This is a genomic window from Cellulomonas sp. URHD0024, assembly GCF_000426185.1.
Taxonomy (GTDB): Bacteria; Actinomycetota; Actinomycetes; order Actinomycetales; family Cellulomonadaceae; genus Cellulomonas.
This window is the reverse complement of record NZ_KE384506.1, coordinates 239,359-256,535: the sequence shown is the minus strand read 5'-3', so window position 1 is coordinate 256,535 and position 17,177 is coordinate 239,359. Positions and strand designations below refer to the sequence as shown.

General features: G+C 72.2%; 14 protein-coding genes. 3 read left to right on the top strand and 11 right to left on the bottom strand.

The window, feature by feature from the left end:
• Nucleotides 1–51: 51 nt before the first annotated feature.
• The gene (locus I847_RS0120890) at nucleotides 52–555 is read left to right on the top strand and encodes a bacterial proteasome activator family protein (protein ID WP_028051264.1); all 504 of its coding nucleotides are present in this window, start codon (nucleotides 52–54) and stop codon (nucleotides 553–555) included.
• A 106-nt stretch (nucleotides 556–661) separates the two neighbouring features.
• Here I847_RS0120890 and I847_RS0120885 read toward each other — a convergent pair whose 3' ends face one another.
• The 3 genes from I847_RS0120885 to serS all read right to left on the bottom strand — a co-directional run bounded on the left by I847_RS0120885 (nucleotide 662) and on the right by serS (nucleotide 3,682).
• Nucleotides 662–1,522, bottom strand: a complete 861-nt coding sequence (locus I847_RS0120885; RefSeq protein ID WP_028051263.1) for a DMT family transporter — start codon at nucleotides 1,520–1,522, stop codon at nucleotides 662–664.
• A 70-nt stretch (nucleotides 1,523–1,592) separates the two neighbouring features.
• A complete protein-coding gene (locus I847_RS0120880) occupies nucleotides 1,593–2,402 on the bottom strand; it encodes an HAD family hydrolase (protein WP_028051262.1) in 810 nt (269 codons plus the stop codon).
• Nucleotides 2,399–3,682 (bottom strand): serine--tRNA ligase, encoded by a 1,284-nt coding sequence (gene serS / locus I847_RS0120875; RefSeq protein ID WP_028051261.1) that lies wholly within the window; start codon nucleotides 3,680–3,682, stop codon nucleotides 2,399–2,401. The genes I847_RS0120880 and serS overlap by 4 nt, the downstream gene beginning before the upstream one ends.
• A 194-nt stretch (nucleotides 3,683–3,876) precedes the next feature.
• Here serS and I847_RS0120870 point away from each other — a divergent pair, with 194 nt between their 5' ends.
• Nucleotides 3,877–5,016: a diacylglycerol kinase family protein gene (locus tag I847_RS0120870; RefSeq protein ID WP_028051260.1), complete on the top strand. Its 1,140-nt coding sequence runs from the start codon at nucleotides 3,877–3,879 to the stop codon at nucleotides 5,014–5,016.
• 93 nt (nucleotides 5,017–5,109) lie between these two features.
• Nucleotides 5,110–6,945: a M48 family metallopeptidase gene (locus I847_RS0120865; protein ID WP_028051259.1), complete on the top strand. Its 1,836-nt coding sequence runs from the start codon at nucleotides 5,110–5,112 to the stop codon at nucleotides 6,943–6,945.
• Nucleotides 6,946–6,971: 26 nt separating this feature from the next.
• Here I847_RS0120865 and I847_RS0120860 read toward each other — a convergent pair whose 3' ends face one another.
• The 8 genes from I847_RS0120860 to I847_RS25170 all read right to left on the bottom strand — a co-directional run bounded on the left by I847_RS0120860 (nucleotide 6,972) and on the right by I847_RS25170 (nucleotide 16,959).
• Complete coding sequence (locus I847_RS0120860; protein ID WP_028051258.1) at nucleotides 6,972–7,340, bottom strand: hypothetical protein; 369 nt, start codon at nucleotides 7,338–7,340, stop codon at nucleotides 6,972–6,974.
• Nucleotides 7,340–7,924: a hypothetical protein gene (locus tag I847_RS0120855; RefSeq protein ID WP_028051257.1), complete on the bottom strand. Its 585-nt coding sequence runs from the start codon at nucleotides 7,922–7,924 to the stop codon at nucleotides 7,340–7,342. Before I847_RS0120855 ends, I847_RS0120860 begins: the two co-directional genes overlap by 1 nt.
• 6 nt (nucleotides 7,925–7,930) lie before the next feature.
• Complete coding sequence (locus I847_RS25180; RefSeq protein WP_034611415.1) at nucleotides 7,931–9,187, bottom strand: hypothetical protein; 1,257 nt, start codon at nucleotides 9,185–9,187, stop codon at nucleotides 7,931–7,933.
• Nucleotides 9,184–9,942 carry an ATP-binding cassette domain-containing protein gene (locus I847_RS0120845; protein ID WP_196804640.1) on the bottom strand — a complete coding sequence of 253 codons (759 nt, stop codon included), beginning with the start codon at nucleotides 9,940–9,942 and terminating at the stop codon, nucleotides 9,184–9,186. The genes I847_RS25180 and I847_RS0120845 overlap by 4 nt, the downstream gene beginning before the upstream one ends.
• A gap of 2 nt (nucleotides 9,943–9,944) precedes the next feature.
• Nucleotides 9,945–10,475 carry a hypothetical protein gene (locus tag I847_RS0120840; RefSeq protein ID WP_155856253.1) on the bottom strand — a complete coding sequence of 177 codons (531 nt, stop codon included), beginning with the start codon at nucleotides 10,473–10,475 and terminating at the stop codon, nucleotides 9,945–9,947.
• Nucleotides 10,476–10,883: 408 nt separating this feature from the next.
• A complete protein-coding gene (gene pheA / locus I847_RS0120835; RefSeq protein ID WP_231384312.1) occupies nucleotides 10,884–11,825 on the bottom strand; it encodes a prephenate dehydratase in 942 nt (313 codons plus the stop codon).
• 11 nt (nucleotides 11,826–11,836) lie between these two features.
• The gene (locus I847_RS25175; protein ID WP_051275158.1) at nucleotides 11,837–16,180 is read right to left on the bottom strand and encodes a hypothetical protein; all 4,344 of its coding nucleotides are present in this window, start codon (nucleotides 16,178–16,180) and stop codon (nucleotides 11,837–11,839) included.
• 35 nt (nucleotides 16,181–16,215) lie between these two features.
• The gene (locus I847_RS25170; RefSeq protein ID WP_051275157.1) at nucleotides 16,216–16,959 is read right to left on the bottom strand and encodes a glycosyltransferase family 2 protein; all 744 of its coding nucleotides are present in this window, start codon (nucleotides 16,957–16,959) and stop codon (nucleotides 16,216–16,218) included.
• Between the last annotated feature and the right edge of the window lie 218 nt (nucleotides 16,960–17,177).

Below are 17,177 nucleotides of genomic sequence, written 5' to 3'. Positions count from 1 at the left end.
TCAGGCGACGAGCGTCGGGCGGATTCGTCGTCGTCGGACGAGAATGCCCAGATGACTGAGAGCGAACCCCGGACGCCCCGCGTCGTCATCGTGAACCCGTCCGACGAGACGCCGACCGAGGGCGAGGACGTCTCCTCGCTGGTCGAGCAGCCGGCCAAGGTCATGCGCATCGGGACGATGATCAAGCAGCTCCTCGACGAGGTCCGCAGCGCACCCCTGGACGACGCCGCCCGCCTGCGGCTCGCCGAGATCCACGAGCGTTCGCTGGCCGAGCTGGAGGAGGGGCTCTCACCCGAGCTCGTCGACGAGCTGCACCGCATCACCCTCCCGTTCGTCGAGGAGCAGGCGCCCTCGGACGCCGAGCTGCGGATCGCCCAGGCCCAGCTGGTCGGCTGGCTCGAGGGGCTGTTCCACGGGATCCAGACCGCCCTGGTGGTGCAGCAGATGGGCAACCAGATCCAGGTGGCCGGCCCGCGCCGCGCACTTCCACGGGGCCCGGGGGTGGGATTGTCGTCCGACGAGGAGCCCCAGCGCTCAACCGGCCAGTACCTCTGAGTGCCACGCTTCCGCCGCCGCCCCAGTTCGTGCGTTCGCGTCGAGTTCGTGCGTTCCTACACACGAAGTCGACTCGAACGCACGAACTCGCGCCCCAGCGGACCCGTCAGGCCGGAGGCGGGGGCTCCTCGGTCTCGGTGTTCAGACCCGTCAGGACGATCGCGCCCGTCACCAGGAGCAGGCCGACGACGTCCAGGCCGTGCGGCACCTGCCGCAGGGCGACGGCGCCGACGACGGCCGCCATGGCGGGCAGCATCGCGAGCAGGACCGCGAAGGTGGCGGCCCGGACGCGCCGCAGCACCAGCTGCTCGATGGCGTACGGGATGACCGAGGAGCAGACGGCGATCACGACGACCAGCAGCGCCAGACGGCCGTCGTGCAGCACCGGAACCGCGCCGGACGCGAGGAACGGCGCGAACACCACGGCACCGGCGGCCATCGCGACCGACAGGCCGGTGACTCCCCCGGCCCGCCCGCGTGCGACCCGTCGGCCGAGCAGGATGTACGCCGCCCAGCACGCGGCCGCGAGAAGGATCGCGACGAGCCCGATCGCCGCCCCGGAGCCGCCGTTCAGCGACACGCCCGCGAGCAGCACCACACCGAGCGCGGCGATGCCGATGCCGACCCGGTCGCGCCAGCCGTGCCCCGTGAACGCGGCGACCGCCACGGGGCCGAGAAACTCGATGGCGACGGCCGTGCCCAGCGGCAGGTGGTCGATCGCGATGTAGAAGGTCACGTTCATCGCCGCCAGCACCACGCCGAACACGATCGCGGTGCGCAGCGCGGGCCACGTCCACACGCCTCGCGTCGACCACGGCCGGCGCCACAGGAGGAGCACGATCGCGGCCACCGACACCCGCAGCCACGCGACCGTCGCCGGCGTCAGCGTGCCGAACACCCGCACCGCCACCGCGGCCCCGAGGTACTGCGTCAGCCCGGACAGCGCGAAGAGCAGCGGGGCGGGCACGGGGAAAGGCTAGGCGGTCAGAGCTCGGGTCCGGCGGTCACAGAGCGAGGTTCCGACGAAGGACGCGCGGTCAGGCCACCAGGCTGCGCAGGACCGCGAGCGCACCGTCGTCCTCGATGCCGCCGGTGACCTCGTCGGCGGCCAGGCGGGTGGGCTCAGGCGCATGCCCCATGGCCACACCGCGCGCCGCCCAGCGCAGCATCTGGATGTCGTTGGACCCGTCGCCGATCGCCACGGTCGAGTGCGGTTCGACGCCGAGCCGGCGCCGGATCTCCTCCAGGGCGCTCGCCTTGGACACCCCACCCGGTGTGAGGTCGAGCCAGGCGCTCCACCCCACGGCGTACTCGACCTCGTGCAGCCCCACCCGGGCGACGACGGCGTGGAAGTCGTCGGGGCTGCTGCCGGGCGCGCGGATGATGACGCGGGTCGCGGGGGTGGTGGTGAGCTCCTCGAACGAGACCCGCTCCAGCTCGCCGGACAGCTCGCCGTCGGGGAAGTCGCCGGAGACGCGGAAGCCGACACCCAGGTCCTCGACGGCGTACAGCGCGTCGGGCAGCTCCATGACGATCGCCCGCAGGGCGGGCCCGGGGTCGAACGTGACGGTGTTCGTCACCTCGTAGCCATGCTCCGCGGCCGGGTCGATCCGGGCAGTCACCGCCCCGTTGGAGCAGACCACCCAGCCGGAGGTCAGTCCGAGCTCGGTCGCCACCGGGACCGCCGAGTGCACCCCGCGACCGGTGGCCAGGACGACGTGCACCCCGGCGTCCCGCAGCCGCTCGACCTCCGCGACGACACCTGGCGAGATGACCCCGTCGTACGTCATGAGCGTGCCGTCGACGTCCAGCGCGACGAGCCCCGTCGGCGTCGGGCGGGGCGTCATCGCGTGGGCTCCAGCACCTCGAGGCCTCCGAGGTACGGCCGCAGGCCCTCCGGAACACGCACAGAGCCGTCGGCGAGCTGGTGGTTCTCGAGCAGCGCGACCAGCCAGCGGGTCGTCGCCAGGGTGCCGTTGAGCGTGGCGACGGGCCGCATCGAGCCGTCCGCCGTGCGCTCACGGATGCCGAGCCGGCGGGCCTGGAAGGTCGTGCAGTTGGAGGTCGACGTCAGCTCGAGGAAGCGCTGCTGGCTGGGCAGCCACGCCTCGCAGTCGAACTTGCGCGCCGCGCTGGAGCCCAGGTCGCCGGCCGCGGTGTCGATCACGCGGTAGGGGAGCTCGGCCAGCCCGAGCATCTCCTCCTCCCACGCGAGGATGCGGCGGTGCTCGTCGGCGGCGTCCTCGATCGTCGTATAGCTGAAGGCCTCGACCTTGTGGAACTGGTGCACGCGGATGATCCCGCGGGTGTCCTTGCCGTACGAGCCGGCCTCGCGCCGGTAGCAGGCCGACCAGCCCGCGTAGCGCTTGGGGCCGGTGCTGAGATCGAGGATCTCCCCCGAGTGGTAGCCGGCGAGGGCGACCTCGCTGGTGCCGACGAGGTACAGGTCGTCGGCCTCGAGGCGGTAGACCTCGTCCGCGTGGGCGCCGAGGAACCCGGTGCCGGCCATGACCTCGGGCTTGACCAGCGTCGGGGTGATGACCGGTGTGAACCCTGCGCTCAGAGCCTTGTCCACGGCCGCGTTCAGCAGCGCCAGCTCGAGCCGCGCACCGATCCCGGTCAAGTAGTAGAACCGGGCCCCGGACACCTTGGCGCCGCGCACGGTGTCGATCGCGGCGAGCCCCTCGCCGATCTCGAGGTGGTCCTTCACGACGAAGTCCGCGCCGAACTCTGCCTGGAAGTCGCGGCCCTCGCCGACGTGCTTGAGCACGACGTAGTCGTCCTCGCCGCCCGCCGGGACGCCGTCCTCGACCACGTTGGAGATGCGGCGGCTCAGCTCGGTGGCCAGCGCCTCGGCGGCGTCGGCGTCGGCCTGCAGCGCCTTGACCTGCTCGGCCAGGTGCTTGCCGCGGCTCAGCAGGGCCTGCTTCTCGTCGCCGGAGGCCTGCGCCACCTGCTTGCCGAGGGACTTCTGCTCGGCGCGCAGCGTCTCGAAGTCGGTCAGCGCGGAGCGCCGTCGGGCATCGGCGTCGAGGACCTGGTCGACCAGGTGGGGGTCGTCGCCCCGCGCCACCTGGCTCGCCCGGACGACGTCAGGATCCTCCCGCAGGAGCCGCAAATCGATCACCCCCAGACCCTACCGACCCGGCGACCCACCGCCCGCCGGTCTCCCAGCGCGCGCCGAATTCGTGCGTTTCAGTCGAGTTCGTGCGTTTCAACGCACGAACTGAGCTCGGACGCACGAACTCGCCGGTTCAATCCGGACGTGCCGCGCCGGGTATCGACGGATGCATCCCGGCATCGGGGCCGTAGATTCGGCGCATGACATGGGAGGCCTGGGTCATGGCGAGCCTGGGCGTCGCCGTGCTCTCGGCAGTCCTGCTCGTCCTCGCGCTCTGGCTGCGCAAGAAGGAGCTCCGCCGCCGGATCGAGTCGCCGCGCGGGAGCGCCAGCCGACGAGCACTGCAGCTCGCGCGGGACGTCGAGGGCAAGGGCCAGCTCGTCGCGTTCGTCGCCAATCCCTCCAAGCCCGACGTCGCACTGCTGCGCGCGGCGATCGAACGCAGCCGGCGCGAACGCCACCTTCCCGAGCCGCTCTGGTACGAGACGACCGTGGCCGACCCGGGTGTCGGGCAGACCCGCAAGGCGGTGGCCGAGGGGGCGGACGTGGTGGTGGCGGTCGGCGGCGACGGGACCGTGCGCGCGGTCGCGGAGGGGTTGGTCGGTACCGGGATCCCGATGGGCCTGATGCCGCTCGGCACCGGCAACCTGCTGGCCCGCAACCTCGACCTGCCGCTGAGCGACCCGCTCGAGGCCATGCGGATCGCCCTGGACGGCCGCGACCGGACCATCGACGTCGGCTGGCTCAAGGTGATCACGTGGGAGTCGGAGGTCGACGGCGGCACCGTCGGGGAGGAGGAGACGCAGCGCGACCACCTGTTCCTGGTCATCGCGGGCCTGGGGTTCGACGCCGCGATGGTGGCGGACACCGACGAGCAGCTCAAGCGCCGCGTCGGCTGGATCGCGTACTTCGTCGCCGGGTTCAAGCACCTGCACGGCCGACGGACGCGCATCCACCTGGTGCTCGACGACCAGCCGATGCGGTCGGCCCGCCTGCGCAGCCTGCTCATCGGCAACTGCGGCAAGCTCCCCGGCGGCATCACCCTGCTCCCGGACGCGGTCCTCGACGACGGCTGGCTGGACATCGCCGCCATCGACACGCGCGCGGGCATCGCGGGCTGGGCGCAGCTGTGGGGCGAGGTGATGATGCAGGGCGTGGGCGTCCGCAACGACCTGCCCGCCAAGATCGGCCGCATCGACCACACCCGCGCGCAGGAGGTCCGACTCGTGGTCCAGGGCGGTGAGCACGTGCAGGTCGACGGCGACCTGGTGGGCCGAGTGGCGGAGCTGAGCGCGCGCATCGACCCGGGTGCGCTGGTCGTGCGGGTCGGCGCGGTCTGACGCTCACACGACCAGGCGATGGTCGCTGTCACCGCCGGTCGCTAGTATCCGCGCATATGCCGCAGCGGGCGGCCATCCAGGGGGAGCTCGGCCATGACCACCACGCTGCGCGCCGCGATCTCCGTCCTCATGCTCGCCGGCTTCTACGTCGTCGCGTTCGGCCTTCTCGGGCTCATGGTCTGGGGAAGTGTGTGGGCGTTCCACAACGGCGAAGGGTTCAACGGGTTCAAGCTCGCGGCCGGGTCCCTGTTCGTCTCGATCTCGATCGTCGTCGCTCTCTGGAAGGTGGCCCACGCGCGTCCCAAGGCACCGACCGGGCCGACGCTCACGGAGTCCGACGCACCGGCGCTCTGGGCGACCATCCACGAGCTCGCGGCCGTCGCCGACACGCGTGTTCCCGACGAGATCCGGCTCGGGCCCGTCGTCAACGCCGCGGTGTCGGAAGAGTCCCGCCTCCTGGGCCTCGTCGGCGGCCGGCGGACCCTCTACCTCGGCGTGCCGCTGGTGCAGGCGCTCGACGTCGGGCAGCTGCGCTCGGTCCTCGCGCACGAGCTCGGGCACTACTCGCGCAGCCACACCCGGCTCGGGCCGCTGGCCTACCGCGGCCGGCAGGCCATCGGCGCCACGGTCGAGCAGCTCGACAAGAACCTCGTCGGCATCATCCTCAAGCAGTACGCCAAGCTGTACCTGATCGTCGGTGCGGCCGTGAACCGTCGCCAGGAGCTCGAGGCGGACCAGCTCTCCGTGCAGGTCGCAGGCCGAGCGACCGCCCAGGGCGCGCTCCGGGAGATCCCGTTGGCCGACGCCGCCTGGAACTTCTACCTGGACCACTACGTGAACGCCGGGTGGGAGGACGGCTACGCGCCCACCGCGGAGGCCTTCTTCGGCGGCTTCGGCGACATGCTCGTCGGGCGCGCAGGCGAGCTCGAGTCGTTGCGCGCGGACGCGCCGCCCGCGGAGCAGTCCCGCTGGGACTCGCACCCGTCCATCGCGGCCCGCGTCGCTGCGATGGACCGGATGCCCGACCCTGCACCCCTGCGAGACACGCGGCCCGCGAAGGTGCTCGTCCAGGACTTCGCCCGACACGCCGCCCACGTGGCGCAGCACGTGCTCAAGGTGGAGGACCGCACCCAGCTCGAGTGGTCGGAGGTGACGTCGCGGTCGATCATCGCGAACCGGGAGCGCAGGGCCGCCATCGTGTGCCGCGCCGCAGCGCGAGTGGCTGTGACCCCGCAGGGCAACCTCGGCACGGTGCTCGACGTCATCGAGTCCGGCCAGCAGGTCGCCCTGAGTTCGGTGCTCGGCCTCGACGGACCGCTGGACGAGCCGCTGCGGGTCGTGATCGACCTCGCCCTCGTGACCTCGGGGGCGGCGCTCTGGGAGCACTCATGGAGCGGGGCCGCCAGACTGGTCGACGCCGCGGGCCGAGACGTCGACGTCACGTCGCTCGTCGCGTTGGCCGCGGACCCGGCGACGGTCCCGGCGGCGCGCACCCGGTTGGCTGAGCTCGGGGTCGACCTCGGCGCGGTCGTCCAGATCCCCGAGACGCCGACGGCGCCGGGGGCCGAGGTCGTCGGCGGGATCGGGAGCATGAAGGTGGACGGTTCGAAGCTCGACGTCCTCGTGCTGGACAACGGGCTGATCCTGGTGCCGATCCCCGCGAGCGGCGCCGGTACCGGCAAGGACCGGATGGTCAACGTGCTGCGCTCCGCCAGCGTCGAGCAGCTCATCACGACGCACCGGTTCGTGCCGTTCGACGATCTCGCATCCGCCGTCGTCCACAAGGAGATCCCGGTGAAGCTGACCCTCGCGTTCCGCGACGGCAGCACCATGGAGCTCCAGGAGCCGTGGACGGGCGAGACGCTCAGCAAGGACAGCGCCAAGCAGCTGATCGCCCACGTCCGGGCCTACGCCCCGGCGGTCGGCTAGGTTCCGCGGCCGGGCGCGGCAGCCGTCTACTTCTCGACAGCTGTCACGGCAACGAGCCGCACGTCGGTCCCGTCGGCGGCGATACCCGCCAGCTCGTAGCCGTCGACCGTCGCCCCCACCCGGACGTCGAGACCGCGTGCCGGGTGGATCGGCCCGCACACCTGATCCACGCCGTCCTTCCCCAGTGGTTCGATGCAGCCCACGCTCCCGTCCGGGTCGAGGGAGACCACCGAGCCGTGGATGGTGACCGGTGCATCGTCGGCACGCTGCGAGGACTCCCCCCACGCTCGCCCGAGCAGGAGCGCCGCCACGACGACGCCGAGACCGAGCACCACCCACGTCCCGGTGCTCGCCCTACGCCGCCCTGTGCCCGTCGCCTCGTTCATGAGAGCCATCACAGTTCACCTCGTTGTTGACGGACGAAGGCCCACGACCCGACGCCCAGCGCCAGGATGCCGATGGCCGTGCTCGCGGCGTTTGCCGGAGCCAGGAGGAACGCCCACGACCGGGGCGCAAGCGTCAGCGGATCGAGTCCGACGACATACGTGACCGCGACGAGCACGACGGGAGCGACCCACCCCAGATCGACCGACACGAATGTCACCGCGAGCAAGAGGGCGGCGTCGAGCATGAAGCCGTTTCGGGCGGCCGCCAGCGCAAGGGAAGAATCAGTGTCCAGCGCCAGCACCACGAGCGCGGCGATCATTGACGCGGACGCGATCGCCGCCGCGAGAATGGTCCTGCCGCGCCGAGCATGGGCCACATACATGGCCTCGAGGTCAGGCGCGGGCGCGGGCATCGACGGCGCGAATGCGACCACGGTCAGCACCGGGCTCAGGAGAACCAACCGGATCGGGATCGGGTCGTGCTGAAAAGGTGCACTGACGACGACGGCCGAACTCATGCCGACGAGCAGAAAAGCGACGGCCAGGACCAGGCCGACGGTCTTTCCCCTGCGCGCCCGCAGATAGTTCCACACGAGCCGTCACGGTCCCCACGGCGCGAGCTGGGCGAAAGCACACGACTCCGAGAGGGCCAGCGTTCGCGTGATCCAGTCGCGCTGGACCGCCTCTGGTTGGCGCAGCAGGGGCGCCACATCGCTCGAGGCGCCGTCTGCGGGCAGGAAGTGCGCGCGCACGAGCAGCACCTGCTGGAGCTGGTCCAGCGCGTTCCGGGCCGCCAGCGGAGGCGCCTCGTCGGACCAGAGGCAGTCACGGTTCCACGCGAAATAGTGCACGAGCGCGACGGGATCGGCACCGTCCGGCGTGACCGTTCCGCCGTTGAGGACGAACTCCTGCCCGGGTTCGGAGGTCTGTCGCCCGCCGAGCGCCTGCACGAACTTCGCCGGCGCTCCACCTCCGGGGCCGCCCGCTGCGTCGCTGAGAGACCGGAAGACGGCGTCGACCGCGGTGTGGGACGGGGTGTTCTCCGGCAGCAGGCACACCTCGGGGTCATGGCCCGAACACACCCGGCCGGAGTCGCTGGCGTAGGCGAACCGGTCCTCGCCTGAGCTCGCGAGCGTAGAGAGGGAGCCCACGACGGCGACGAGCGCGACCACGCCGATCGACGCACGAACGACGACCCGCGAGACCGGTCTGACGACGACGAAGGGCAGGAGCGCGAGGCTGACCCCCAGGACCGTCTGGGCGACCACGACCTCCGGGTTCCACGTCAACCCGGCGAGAGACGCCGTAGCCCCACCGACCTCGAACCACAGGGTCGGGAGCGAGCCGTTGGCGCTCTGCACCGACGCGAAGAACAGGCCGACCGTGACGACCGGCGGCAGAAGGCGGCTGTACGAGAGCTGACCGACCGCGTAGCCGAGGCCGAGGTAGCCGGCGAGGGTCGCGAGCTGCCAGACGAGCACGACGAGCGGAGGGAACCCTGCCGCTCCGGCGAGCACGACGGCGACCGACGCCACACACACCGTCACGAGCTGACTCGCGCCGGCCCAGGTCATGGCCCCCGCGAACTCGAACGCGTAGGCCCGCGCTCCCCCGCGGGATGCGCCGAGAAGCTCACCGAACCTTGCCCGCACGTACTGGGAACGCCACGCGGCGAAGCCGGCCAGCACCGGGCCCACGAACGGGATCGCGGCGCCGGCCCAGTCGATCGCCCAGCGCCACTCCATCCGCCACTCGGAGCCGGAGAAGTAGAACAGGACGCACAGCTGGAAGCCCAGCAGGATGGGGAAGAGGAAGCGGGCGGGAGTGGTCCGGACAGCCAGGATCCAGGTCCTCATCGGTGCTCCGGTCTACCGGCAGCCTGGCTCGACGCGACACACTCGATGAATGCGCGCTCCACGCGAGGGCCGTCGGCTGCCTCGCCGGCAAATTCTGCGAGCGAGCCGGAGAAGCGCAGGACGCCGGCGTCGAGAACCGCGACCTGATCCGCGAGACTCGCCACGTCCTCGGCCAGGTGCGTGCTCAGAACGACGGCCGCGTCGTCGGCGACCTCGGCGACGAGCTCCCGCATCGACGTCCGCTGCAGGGGATCGAGACCGGCCATGGGCTCGTCGAGGACGAGAACCGGCGGTTGCCCGAGGAGCGCGGCAGCCAGTCCGAGCCGCCGGAGCATGCCGCCTGACAGGCGATGGGTCGACACCTTGCTCTTGTCGGCCAGCCCCACTCGCTCGAGAAGTCCGGGAGCAGCCTGCGCGACGTCGCGCGATGCCAGTCCCTTGAGGTAGCCCGCGTACCGCAGGTAGTCCGTCGTCGAGAGCCCACGCACGGGGCGGACGTCCTGAGGCAGGTAGCCGACGAGCTTCCCGAGGCCTCGGACGTCGAGCGGTCCGCGCGCCCCGCCGTCGCCGACGTGCAGGACCGTGCCCTGCGACGGTCGGAGGATGCCCACCATGACTCGGATCAGGGTCGTCTTGCCCGCGCCGTTGACACCGAGCACTGCGGTGACACCGTCGTCGACGCCGAGCGTGACGTCGTCAAGGGCGCGCACCTGGCCATAGGCCAGGTGCACGCCCTCCAGTTCGAGTCCTGGCACGACTAGTAGCTGATTCCGACGTACCGGTTCCCCGAGCACGGGTCGGCCGTGACACGGGACTCACAGATGTGGATGCCACCGCGCATGGAGTCGGAGTTGGCGTCGAACGGCTTCCGAATGGTCCAGAAGATCCACGCCGAGTCCTGGATGTCCTTCGTCGTCACCGTGCCGTAGCCGTTCCAGCCGCTCGAGCATCCGGTGGAGACCGAGCCGTCGGCCATGACGCCGGAGATGTAGCAGAACGTTCCGTTCTTCGAGTAATCCACGGAGACGTGCACGCCGTGACCGTTCAACGTCGCACGGTCGCGCGTCGGCGCCTGGATCTTCATGAAGTCGCCGCTGGCGTCGGCGGTGTCCGCCCACACCAGGTTGTTCGCACTGGTCGTACGGTCGATCTCGCCGAGAATCGTGCTTCCGGACTGAACGTATAGCCCGGTGTAGTGGGCCGTCGCGGCGGCGGCACTGCCGGCGCCGACCAGCGCCATTGCGCTCGAGACAATGACGACCTTCGCAATCTTCGAGAACAGTTTCATGCTCCCTGCCTTCTGTCCTTGGTGTGCGCGAGAGCCGTCGACCTATTACTCGCTAGTAACGAGAGAAGCCGCCCCCGACCACGGCAGCCAAAATGTAGCGATCCGTCCCTTCTGGCGTCAAGGAGTGAGCGATCGCCATGATCCCCGGGAAATTTCCTGGCACGCGGCCCGAGTCCCCGGCCGGATATGGCACCAGAAACCTGCGTGCGGACCGCCCCCGCGTGCTATGGCTCAGCAAATCCGTAGGCCGGTGCAGACCTCAAAGGATTGCGTTTTCCACCGGCGATTCCGAAGTGGCACGGCACGCACGAACTGGGTGACGCGACACGGTTATTAGCACCGTCGTTACCGTGGAATTTCGGAGGCCGTCAGGTGGAACCTGCGGCCATTCGCCGGGTCCGTGCTCTGTCAGGTCGCCTCGCCGTTGCGCAGCGCCGTCAGCCACGTACGCGCGCTCACGAAGTCCTCGTCGGCGGTGCCCAGGTGGACGGTCGGCGCGACGGCGTCCGCACGGGGGTAGGAGCCGACGAACAGCACGTAGGGGCACCGGCGACGAAGGCCCATGACGGCCTCCCCGACGCGCTCGTCGGTGATATGCCCCTCGGCGTCGAGCGAGAACGAGTACCGGCCGAGCGAGTCCCCGATGGGCCGGGACTCGATCCGCGACAGGTTCACGCCGCGGACCGCGAACTGCTCCAGCATGGCGAGCAGCGCGCCGGCCTCGTTGTCGGGCAGGTGCACCACGAGCGTCGTCTTGTCCGCCCCGGTGGGCGGCGGCACGGCTCCGGGATGACCGACCACGACGAACCGGGTCTGGGCCGACGGGTTGTCGGCGATGCCCTCGGCGAGCGGTGCCAGGCCGTACGACGTCACCGCTGCGGGCGGCACGAGGGCGGCGTCGAAGCTCAGCGACTGCTCCCCCGAGGCGATCAGGGCGGCCGGCGCCGTGTTCGACGTGGCCGGGACCTGGACCACGCCGGGCAGGTGTGCGGCGAGCCAGTGCCGGCACTGCACCCAGGCGTGCGGGTGCGCGGCGACCCGTCGCACCTTCTCCAGCGCGACGCCAGGCGCAGCCGCCAACGTGAACTGCACCGGCACGAGCATCTCGCGCAGGATCACGAGCGGCTTGCCGGCGGCCAGGCTGTCGAGCGTGGCCGTGACCCCGCCCTCGACCGTGCTCTCGATCGCGACGACCGCGAAGTCCGCCTGGCCGGTGCGCACCGCCTCGATCGCCGTGGCGACGTCCGACACCGGCACGTCGACGCACTGGTCGGCAGCGACCACCTGGCGGAGCGCGGCCTCGGTGAACGTGCCGGCCGGCCCGAGGTAGGCGTAGCGGGGCAGTGCCATGGGGTCTCCCATCAGGTGGTTTGCTCGTCCGCAGGGTAGTCGTCGGGCTCGTCCGGCACGGGTGCGCTGCGCGCGAGAAGCATCCCGAGCAGGGGCAGGAGCGCCGCGAGGATCCCCGTGGCGACCTTGATGCCGTAGTCGTTGACCATCGAGCCGCCCACGGCGGCCAGCATGAGCGCGAGAAGCACCGGCCGTGCAAGGGTCCACTGCTGCTCGACCCGCTCCCACGCGGGCCACCGCAGCGGCGAGCCCTTCCACAGCAGCACCGCACCGAACACGAGGACCCCGAGGGTCACCCACGTGACCCAGCCGTCGTTCACCGTGCCGACCGCGTAGCCGAGCTTGCGGCTGATCGTCTCCCACGCGGTGCCGTCGGCGACCGACTGCACGAAGACGCCCAGGTGCGTCCGCTCCGGCGCCGGACGCAGCCAGTCCAGGACGGCGATGGCGCCGACGAACAGCACACCCGCGACTCCGGCGACCAGCAGCTTGAGCCAGGTGACGCGGATGCCGGCGGCGGCCAGCACCACGATCGCGCCGGCCGGCAGGAGCACGAGACCGCCACCCACGTCGGCGCCGAGGCTCGGCCAGAGGTCGACCACCAGCGCGGTTCCGCACACGGCCGCGGCCGCCGCGGTGGCCACCCATCGGCCGTAGCGGCGCAACCAGGTGGCGAGGGCGGCTGCTCCGACCAGCGCACCCACGACGTACACGGAGTAGGTGGGGTTGCCGAAGCCGTAGAACCGCCCCCCGAGCGTGGGCGCCGGCCCGAGCAGGCTGCCGCGGTGCAGCGGGGTTCCCAGCAGCGCGTCGAGCGACAGAAGGCCGAAGACGAACAGCGCGACCACGGCCGGGCCGCCGACGGCCGGGCGCCACGGTACGAGGGCTGCCGCGGCCGCGACCAGGAGGGTGCAGCCCGCCACCGCCAGCCACATGACCGTGACCGGCGACGAGAACCGCCACCACGCCGTCGTCGTCATCAGGAAGACGCCCGCCGGCAGGCTCGCCAGCACCAGCAGCACCGCGTCAGCCGCGCGGCGGGCGCCCAGCTCGACGCGCGGACGCCGCCTCGCCAGCCGCGGCGCCAGCACTGCGCCCAGGCCGATGAGCAGCAGCGCGAGCACCAGCGGAGTCGTCGTGACGGTGCCCGCGGTCCCGCGGAGGGCCTGGTCGCGTGCGGTGAGGTCCGCCAGCTGACGGACGGCCGTGGCGGCATCGGTCGGACGGTCCTGGCCGACCGTGATCGGAGAGCCGGTGAACTCGTCGGGCGGTGTGACGCCGACGGCCGTGAGGAGCGCGGCAGGCAGGTCGAGCAGGCGCACCACGCCGACCCACCGCGTGGACGGTGACGACCAGTAGCGGATGCCCGACACGTCGTCCGAGTCGAGCAGCCCGATCCCGAGCGCCGGGCGCGCGGGCGCGGGGTTCCCCGTGTCGACGAGCATGACGGTCGAGCCGGCCGGGACCACGCTGAGCACCTGCCGGACCTCGGTGTCGAGATCGCTCAGGGCCTGCGCTCGGGCGGCGGGGTCATCGCCGCCCTGGTGCGGGGTCGCAGTCAGGGCGACGAGCGTCAGCGGACAGGCGAACACGTCGACGGGGTCCGCGGTCACGTCCGCGAGGGCGCGATACCGACCGACCGTGGCGTCCGTGCGAGCCAGCGCGAGTGCCGCTCCGTCTCCCACGGCGGTCGCGCACACCCCACCGTCAGCGAGCGTGTCGCCCAGCTCGCCGATGGTCGGGTCGAACTCGGAGCGCGACTGCAGGCCCTCGAGGGCGTCCCAGTCCTGGATCCGGGCGCCGTCGCCCGTCTCCTCGACCGTCCACGGCGCACACTGCCACGTGCCGTCGACAGGCTCCCCGGTGACGGGCGCGCGACCGGCGCTCAGCGCGAGCCAGCCCGCCGACGCACAGCTCGCATCAGCGCCCGTCGCGCCGGGAGTGACGCCACCGGCTGCCGCGCCGTCGCGGAGCAGTCTCCACAGCGTCGGGGTGGCGGCCCGGTCCACGTCCGACCACCTCAGGCCGCCGGTGCCGAGCACGACGACGGGCTTGCCCGGCGTCAGGGCGACCTGCCCGTTCCCCGAGGTCACCGCTCCCGCGGCGACCGCCTGCGGCGGGACGGCTGCCGTCACGACGATCAGGGCCGTGAGCAGGCCCGCGCCGGCGCCGACGACGGCGACGCCCACGCGGCGCAGCGGCGCATCCTGGGCAGGCGGGACCGTCGTCACCGGCAGCCCGTCCCACACGTCTGCCAGCCCGGAGACGAGAAGGCAGACACCCGCCAGTCCGAGGACGACGATGGCGACGACGACCCCGCTGTCGTTGACCAGCGATCCCACCAGAGCAGCGACCGCGACGGCGAACAGCGCGGGCCGCAGGAGCGGCCAGGACACGTACGCGCGTCGCAGCACGCGAGGCCGCCACCGATCGGGTCCGACGAGAGCCGCGCACACCGCGAGGCACACGACGGCCGCGGCGGCACCGAGGGGCTGGTCGACCGTCGCCCAGACGCCGGACAGCTTGCTTGAGACGACGCTGCCGGCGTCGCCGTCGATGACCCGCTGAACGAACAGCCCGAGGTGCGAGCTGCGGCCCGGCCGCGCCCAGTCCACGACCGAGACGACGACCACGGCCGCGACGGCCGCGACGGCGATCCACACGGCGCGACGGAACGTCACGACGGCACCGGCGACCCCCACGGCGAGCACCGCGAACGCGGGTATCAGCGCCAGCACACCGCCGAAGTCGGCGCCGAACGTCGGCCACCCGTCCACCACGACCGACACGGCACCGATCGCCACCACCACGCCGATCGCCGCAGTCCGTCGTCCGGCGGCGGACAGCCACGAAGCCAGCGCCGCCGCGAGCAGGAGCGCCGACGCGGCGTAGACGCCGAAGGTCGTGTTGCCGAAACCGTAGTAGCGAGCTCCCTCGACGGCTGCGCTGCCGAGGATCGAGCCGCGCTGCAGCACCGTGCCGCTGACACCGTCGAGCGTCAGAACCAGCCACGTCACCCCGGCCACAGCCGCGGCCACCCTCCACCGGCCGGCTGGCATGGCCCGCGAGACGTACCAGCACGTCAACGCAGCCAGCGTCGCGGCCATCGCGTACCAGCCGGTGGCCGCGAAGAGCGGCGCCGGAGATCCCCACCAGCGGGACAGCGCCGCCAGGTGCGTGCCGACCGGCGTGCACGCGCCGAGCAGGAGGACGGCGAGCACGGCGCGGCGCGTCGCCGGCGCCACCGTGCGCCGTCGTCGACGAGCGATGGCGACGGTGGCCAGGGCGATCAGTGCCGCGCCCGCGGCGGTGAGCACGACCACAGGCATCAGCTGAGGGCTGATCGCGGTCATCTCGGCCAGGTACCGACGGTTCTCCACCGTTCGGCCGGTGCCCAGGCGACGCTCCGAGTCCACGACGAGCGGCGAGCCGTCCAGGTCGCTCGTCTCCGCGCCGCCGGCCTGCGCCAGCGTGGCGCCCAGGTCCGCGAGCGTCACGATCCCCGGCCGCCGCGTCGAGCCGGACGAGAGCCACCCGACGGTGCCACCCCCGCGACGCCACTCGACCGCGACCTGCAGCCCCGTCTCCCCCGTCGGGCTGTCCGAGACACCGGCGACCAGGAGATCGGTGCCCTGCGCGACGGTCCGGGTCAGCACGCGGAGCTCGGCGTCGAGGGCGGCGATGGCCTTGGCGCGCTCGGTCCTGTCGGCGGGCAGCTCCCCCAGGTCGATCACCGTCACCGGACAGGCGACGAGGGCGGACCGGCCGAGGTCCGCGGCGCTCGACACGTATCGCGACATACCGCCGGAGAGGTCGGCGAGCGCGATCGCAGCGCCCGGACCGGCCGCCGTCGTGCAGGCGCCGGCGTCGTCGATCCGCTGGCCGACCGTGCCCGGTGACCCCACGCCCTCGCCGCCGGCACCAGACAGGCCATCCCATCCGCTCACCACGTGCGGTGACGGCTCCTTCGACGACGTCTCCGGCGTGACGGCGGGCAGCGGCGCACAGTCGGCCGGTACCGACTCCGGGTCCTGTTCACCGACGTCGACGCTCTCACCCGCGGGCACGGCCACTCGCCCGCCGGCCGAGATGGTCAACCACCCGTCGGCCGGGCAGGTGATCGGGTTCGCGGTGTGCACCGAGATCGACCCCACGGACCCCTGCTCGATCATGCGCCACAACGTGGGGGTGGCCGTCCGGTCGACGTCCGACCAGTGCAGCCCGCCGACCCCGACGAGCACGAGATCCGCGGGGGTCGCCGGCTCCGTCTCCGCGGACGCGTGGCCGGCACCGACGACGACGATCATGAGACCCACAGCCGCCGTGATCAGGGCGCGAGCAAGCCGTCGAGTCATCGGGAGCACGGGCTCAGGTTACGGGGGCGGCGCAGTCAGCGATGCGACGGCGGCCCGGGCTTGGGCGTGATGGTGCGCTTGACGGCGCCGGCGGCCCGGCGGACGCGGCGGGCGTTCACGGCGAGCTGCACGTCCCGGTACTGCGCCGCCCGGTGCATCTGCCCCTTGAGGTCGGTCCCCGACGGTCGGTGCCGCAGCTCGCACGGCACCTCGATCACGCGGAACCCGGCACGCAGCAGGTCGATCGACATCCCCGTCTCGACACCCCACCCACGAGCCAGCGGCGTCGCGGCCTCGAACGCCGCACGCGTGAGGCAGCGCATGCCCGACAGCGGCTGCGTCGGGGTCCACCCGGTCATCGACGCGATCGCCCGCCGCGACGCCCCGACGACGATGCCCCGCCCACCGGCGCCCGGCTGCGGCGGCAGCAACGCGATGGCGAGGTCGGCGTGACCCTCGAACACCGGCGGCACCAGCGGGGCCGTGTTCACGGCCGTCTCACCGAGGTCGCCGTCGATGAAGAGCAGGATCCGCGGCTGACGGTCCGGCGCGTCCCGCATGGCGACGACGGCTGCACCCGTCTCCATGGCCGCCGCCTTGCCGCGGTTGTGGGAGTGCCGGACGACGACCGCGCCGGCGTCCCGGGCAACGTGCTGGGTGTCGTCCTCCGAGCCGTCGTCGACCACCAGCACCAGGTCGACGTGCGGGATGGCGCGGGCCGACCGGACCGTCGCGGCAATGCGCCGGGACTCGTCCTTGGCCGGGATGATCACGGCCACCCGCTGCCGCGCCTTGTGCGCCGCGGCCTTGCGCGCGTCGGTCGCCGCCTTGCGGGCGTCGTTGACGCGCGGCCGGTGCGCGGCCTCCTCGGACTTCTCGTGCGCCGTCCCGGTCGTCGCGCCGCTCGTCGGCCCGACGACCTCCGTCGACGCAGCGGCATCCGCGCCCGGAGTCGCGACTGTGCCGTCCACGGCCACGGCTGCCGCGTCGGCCCGAG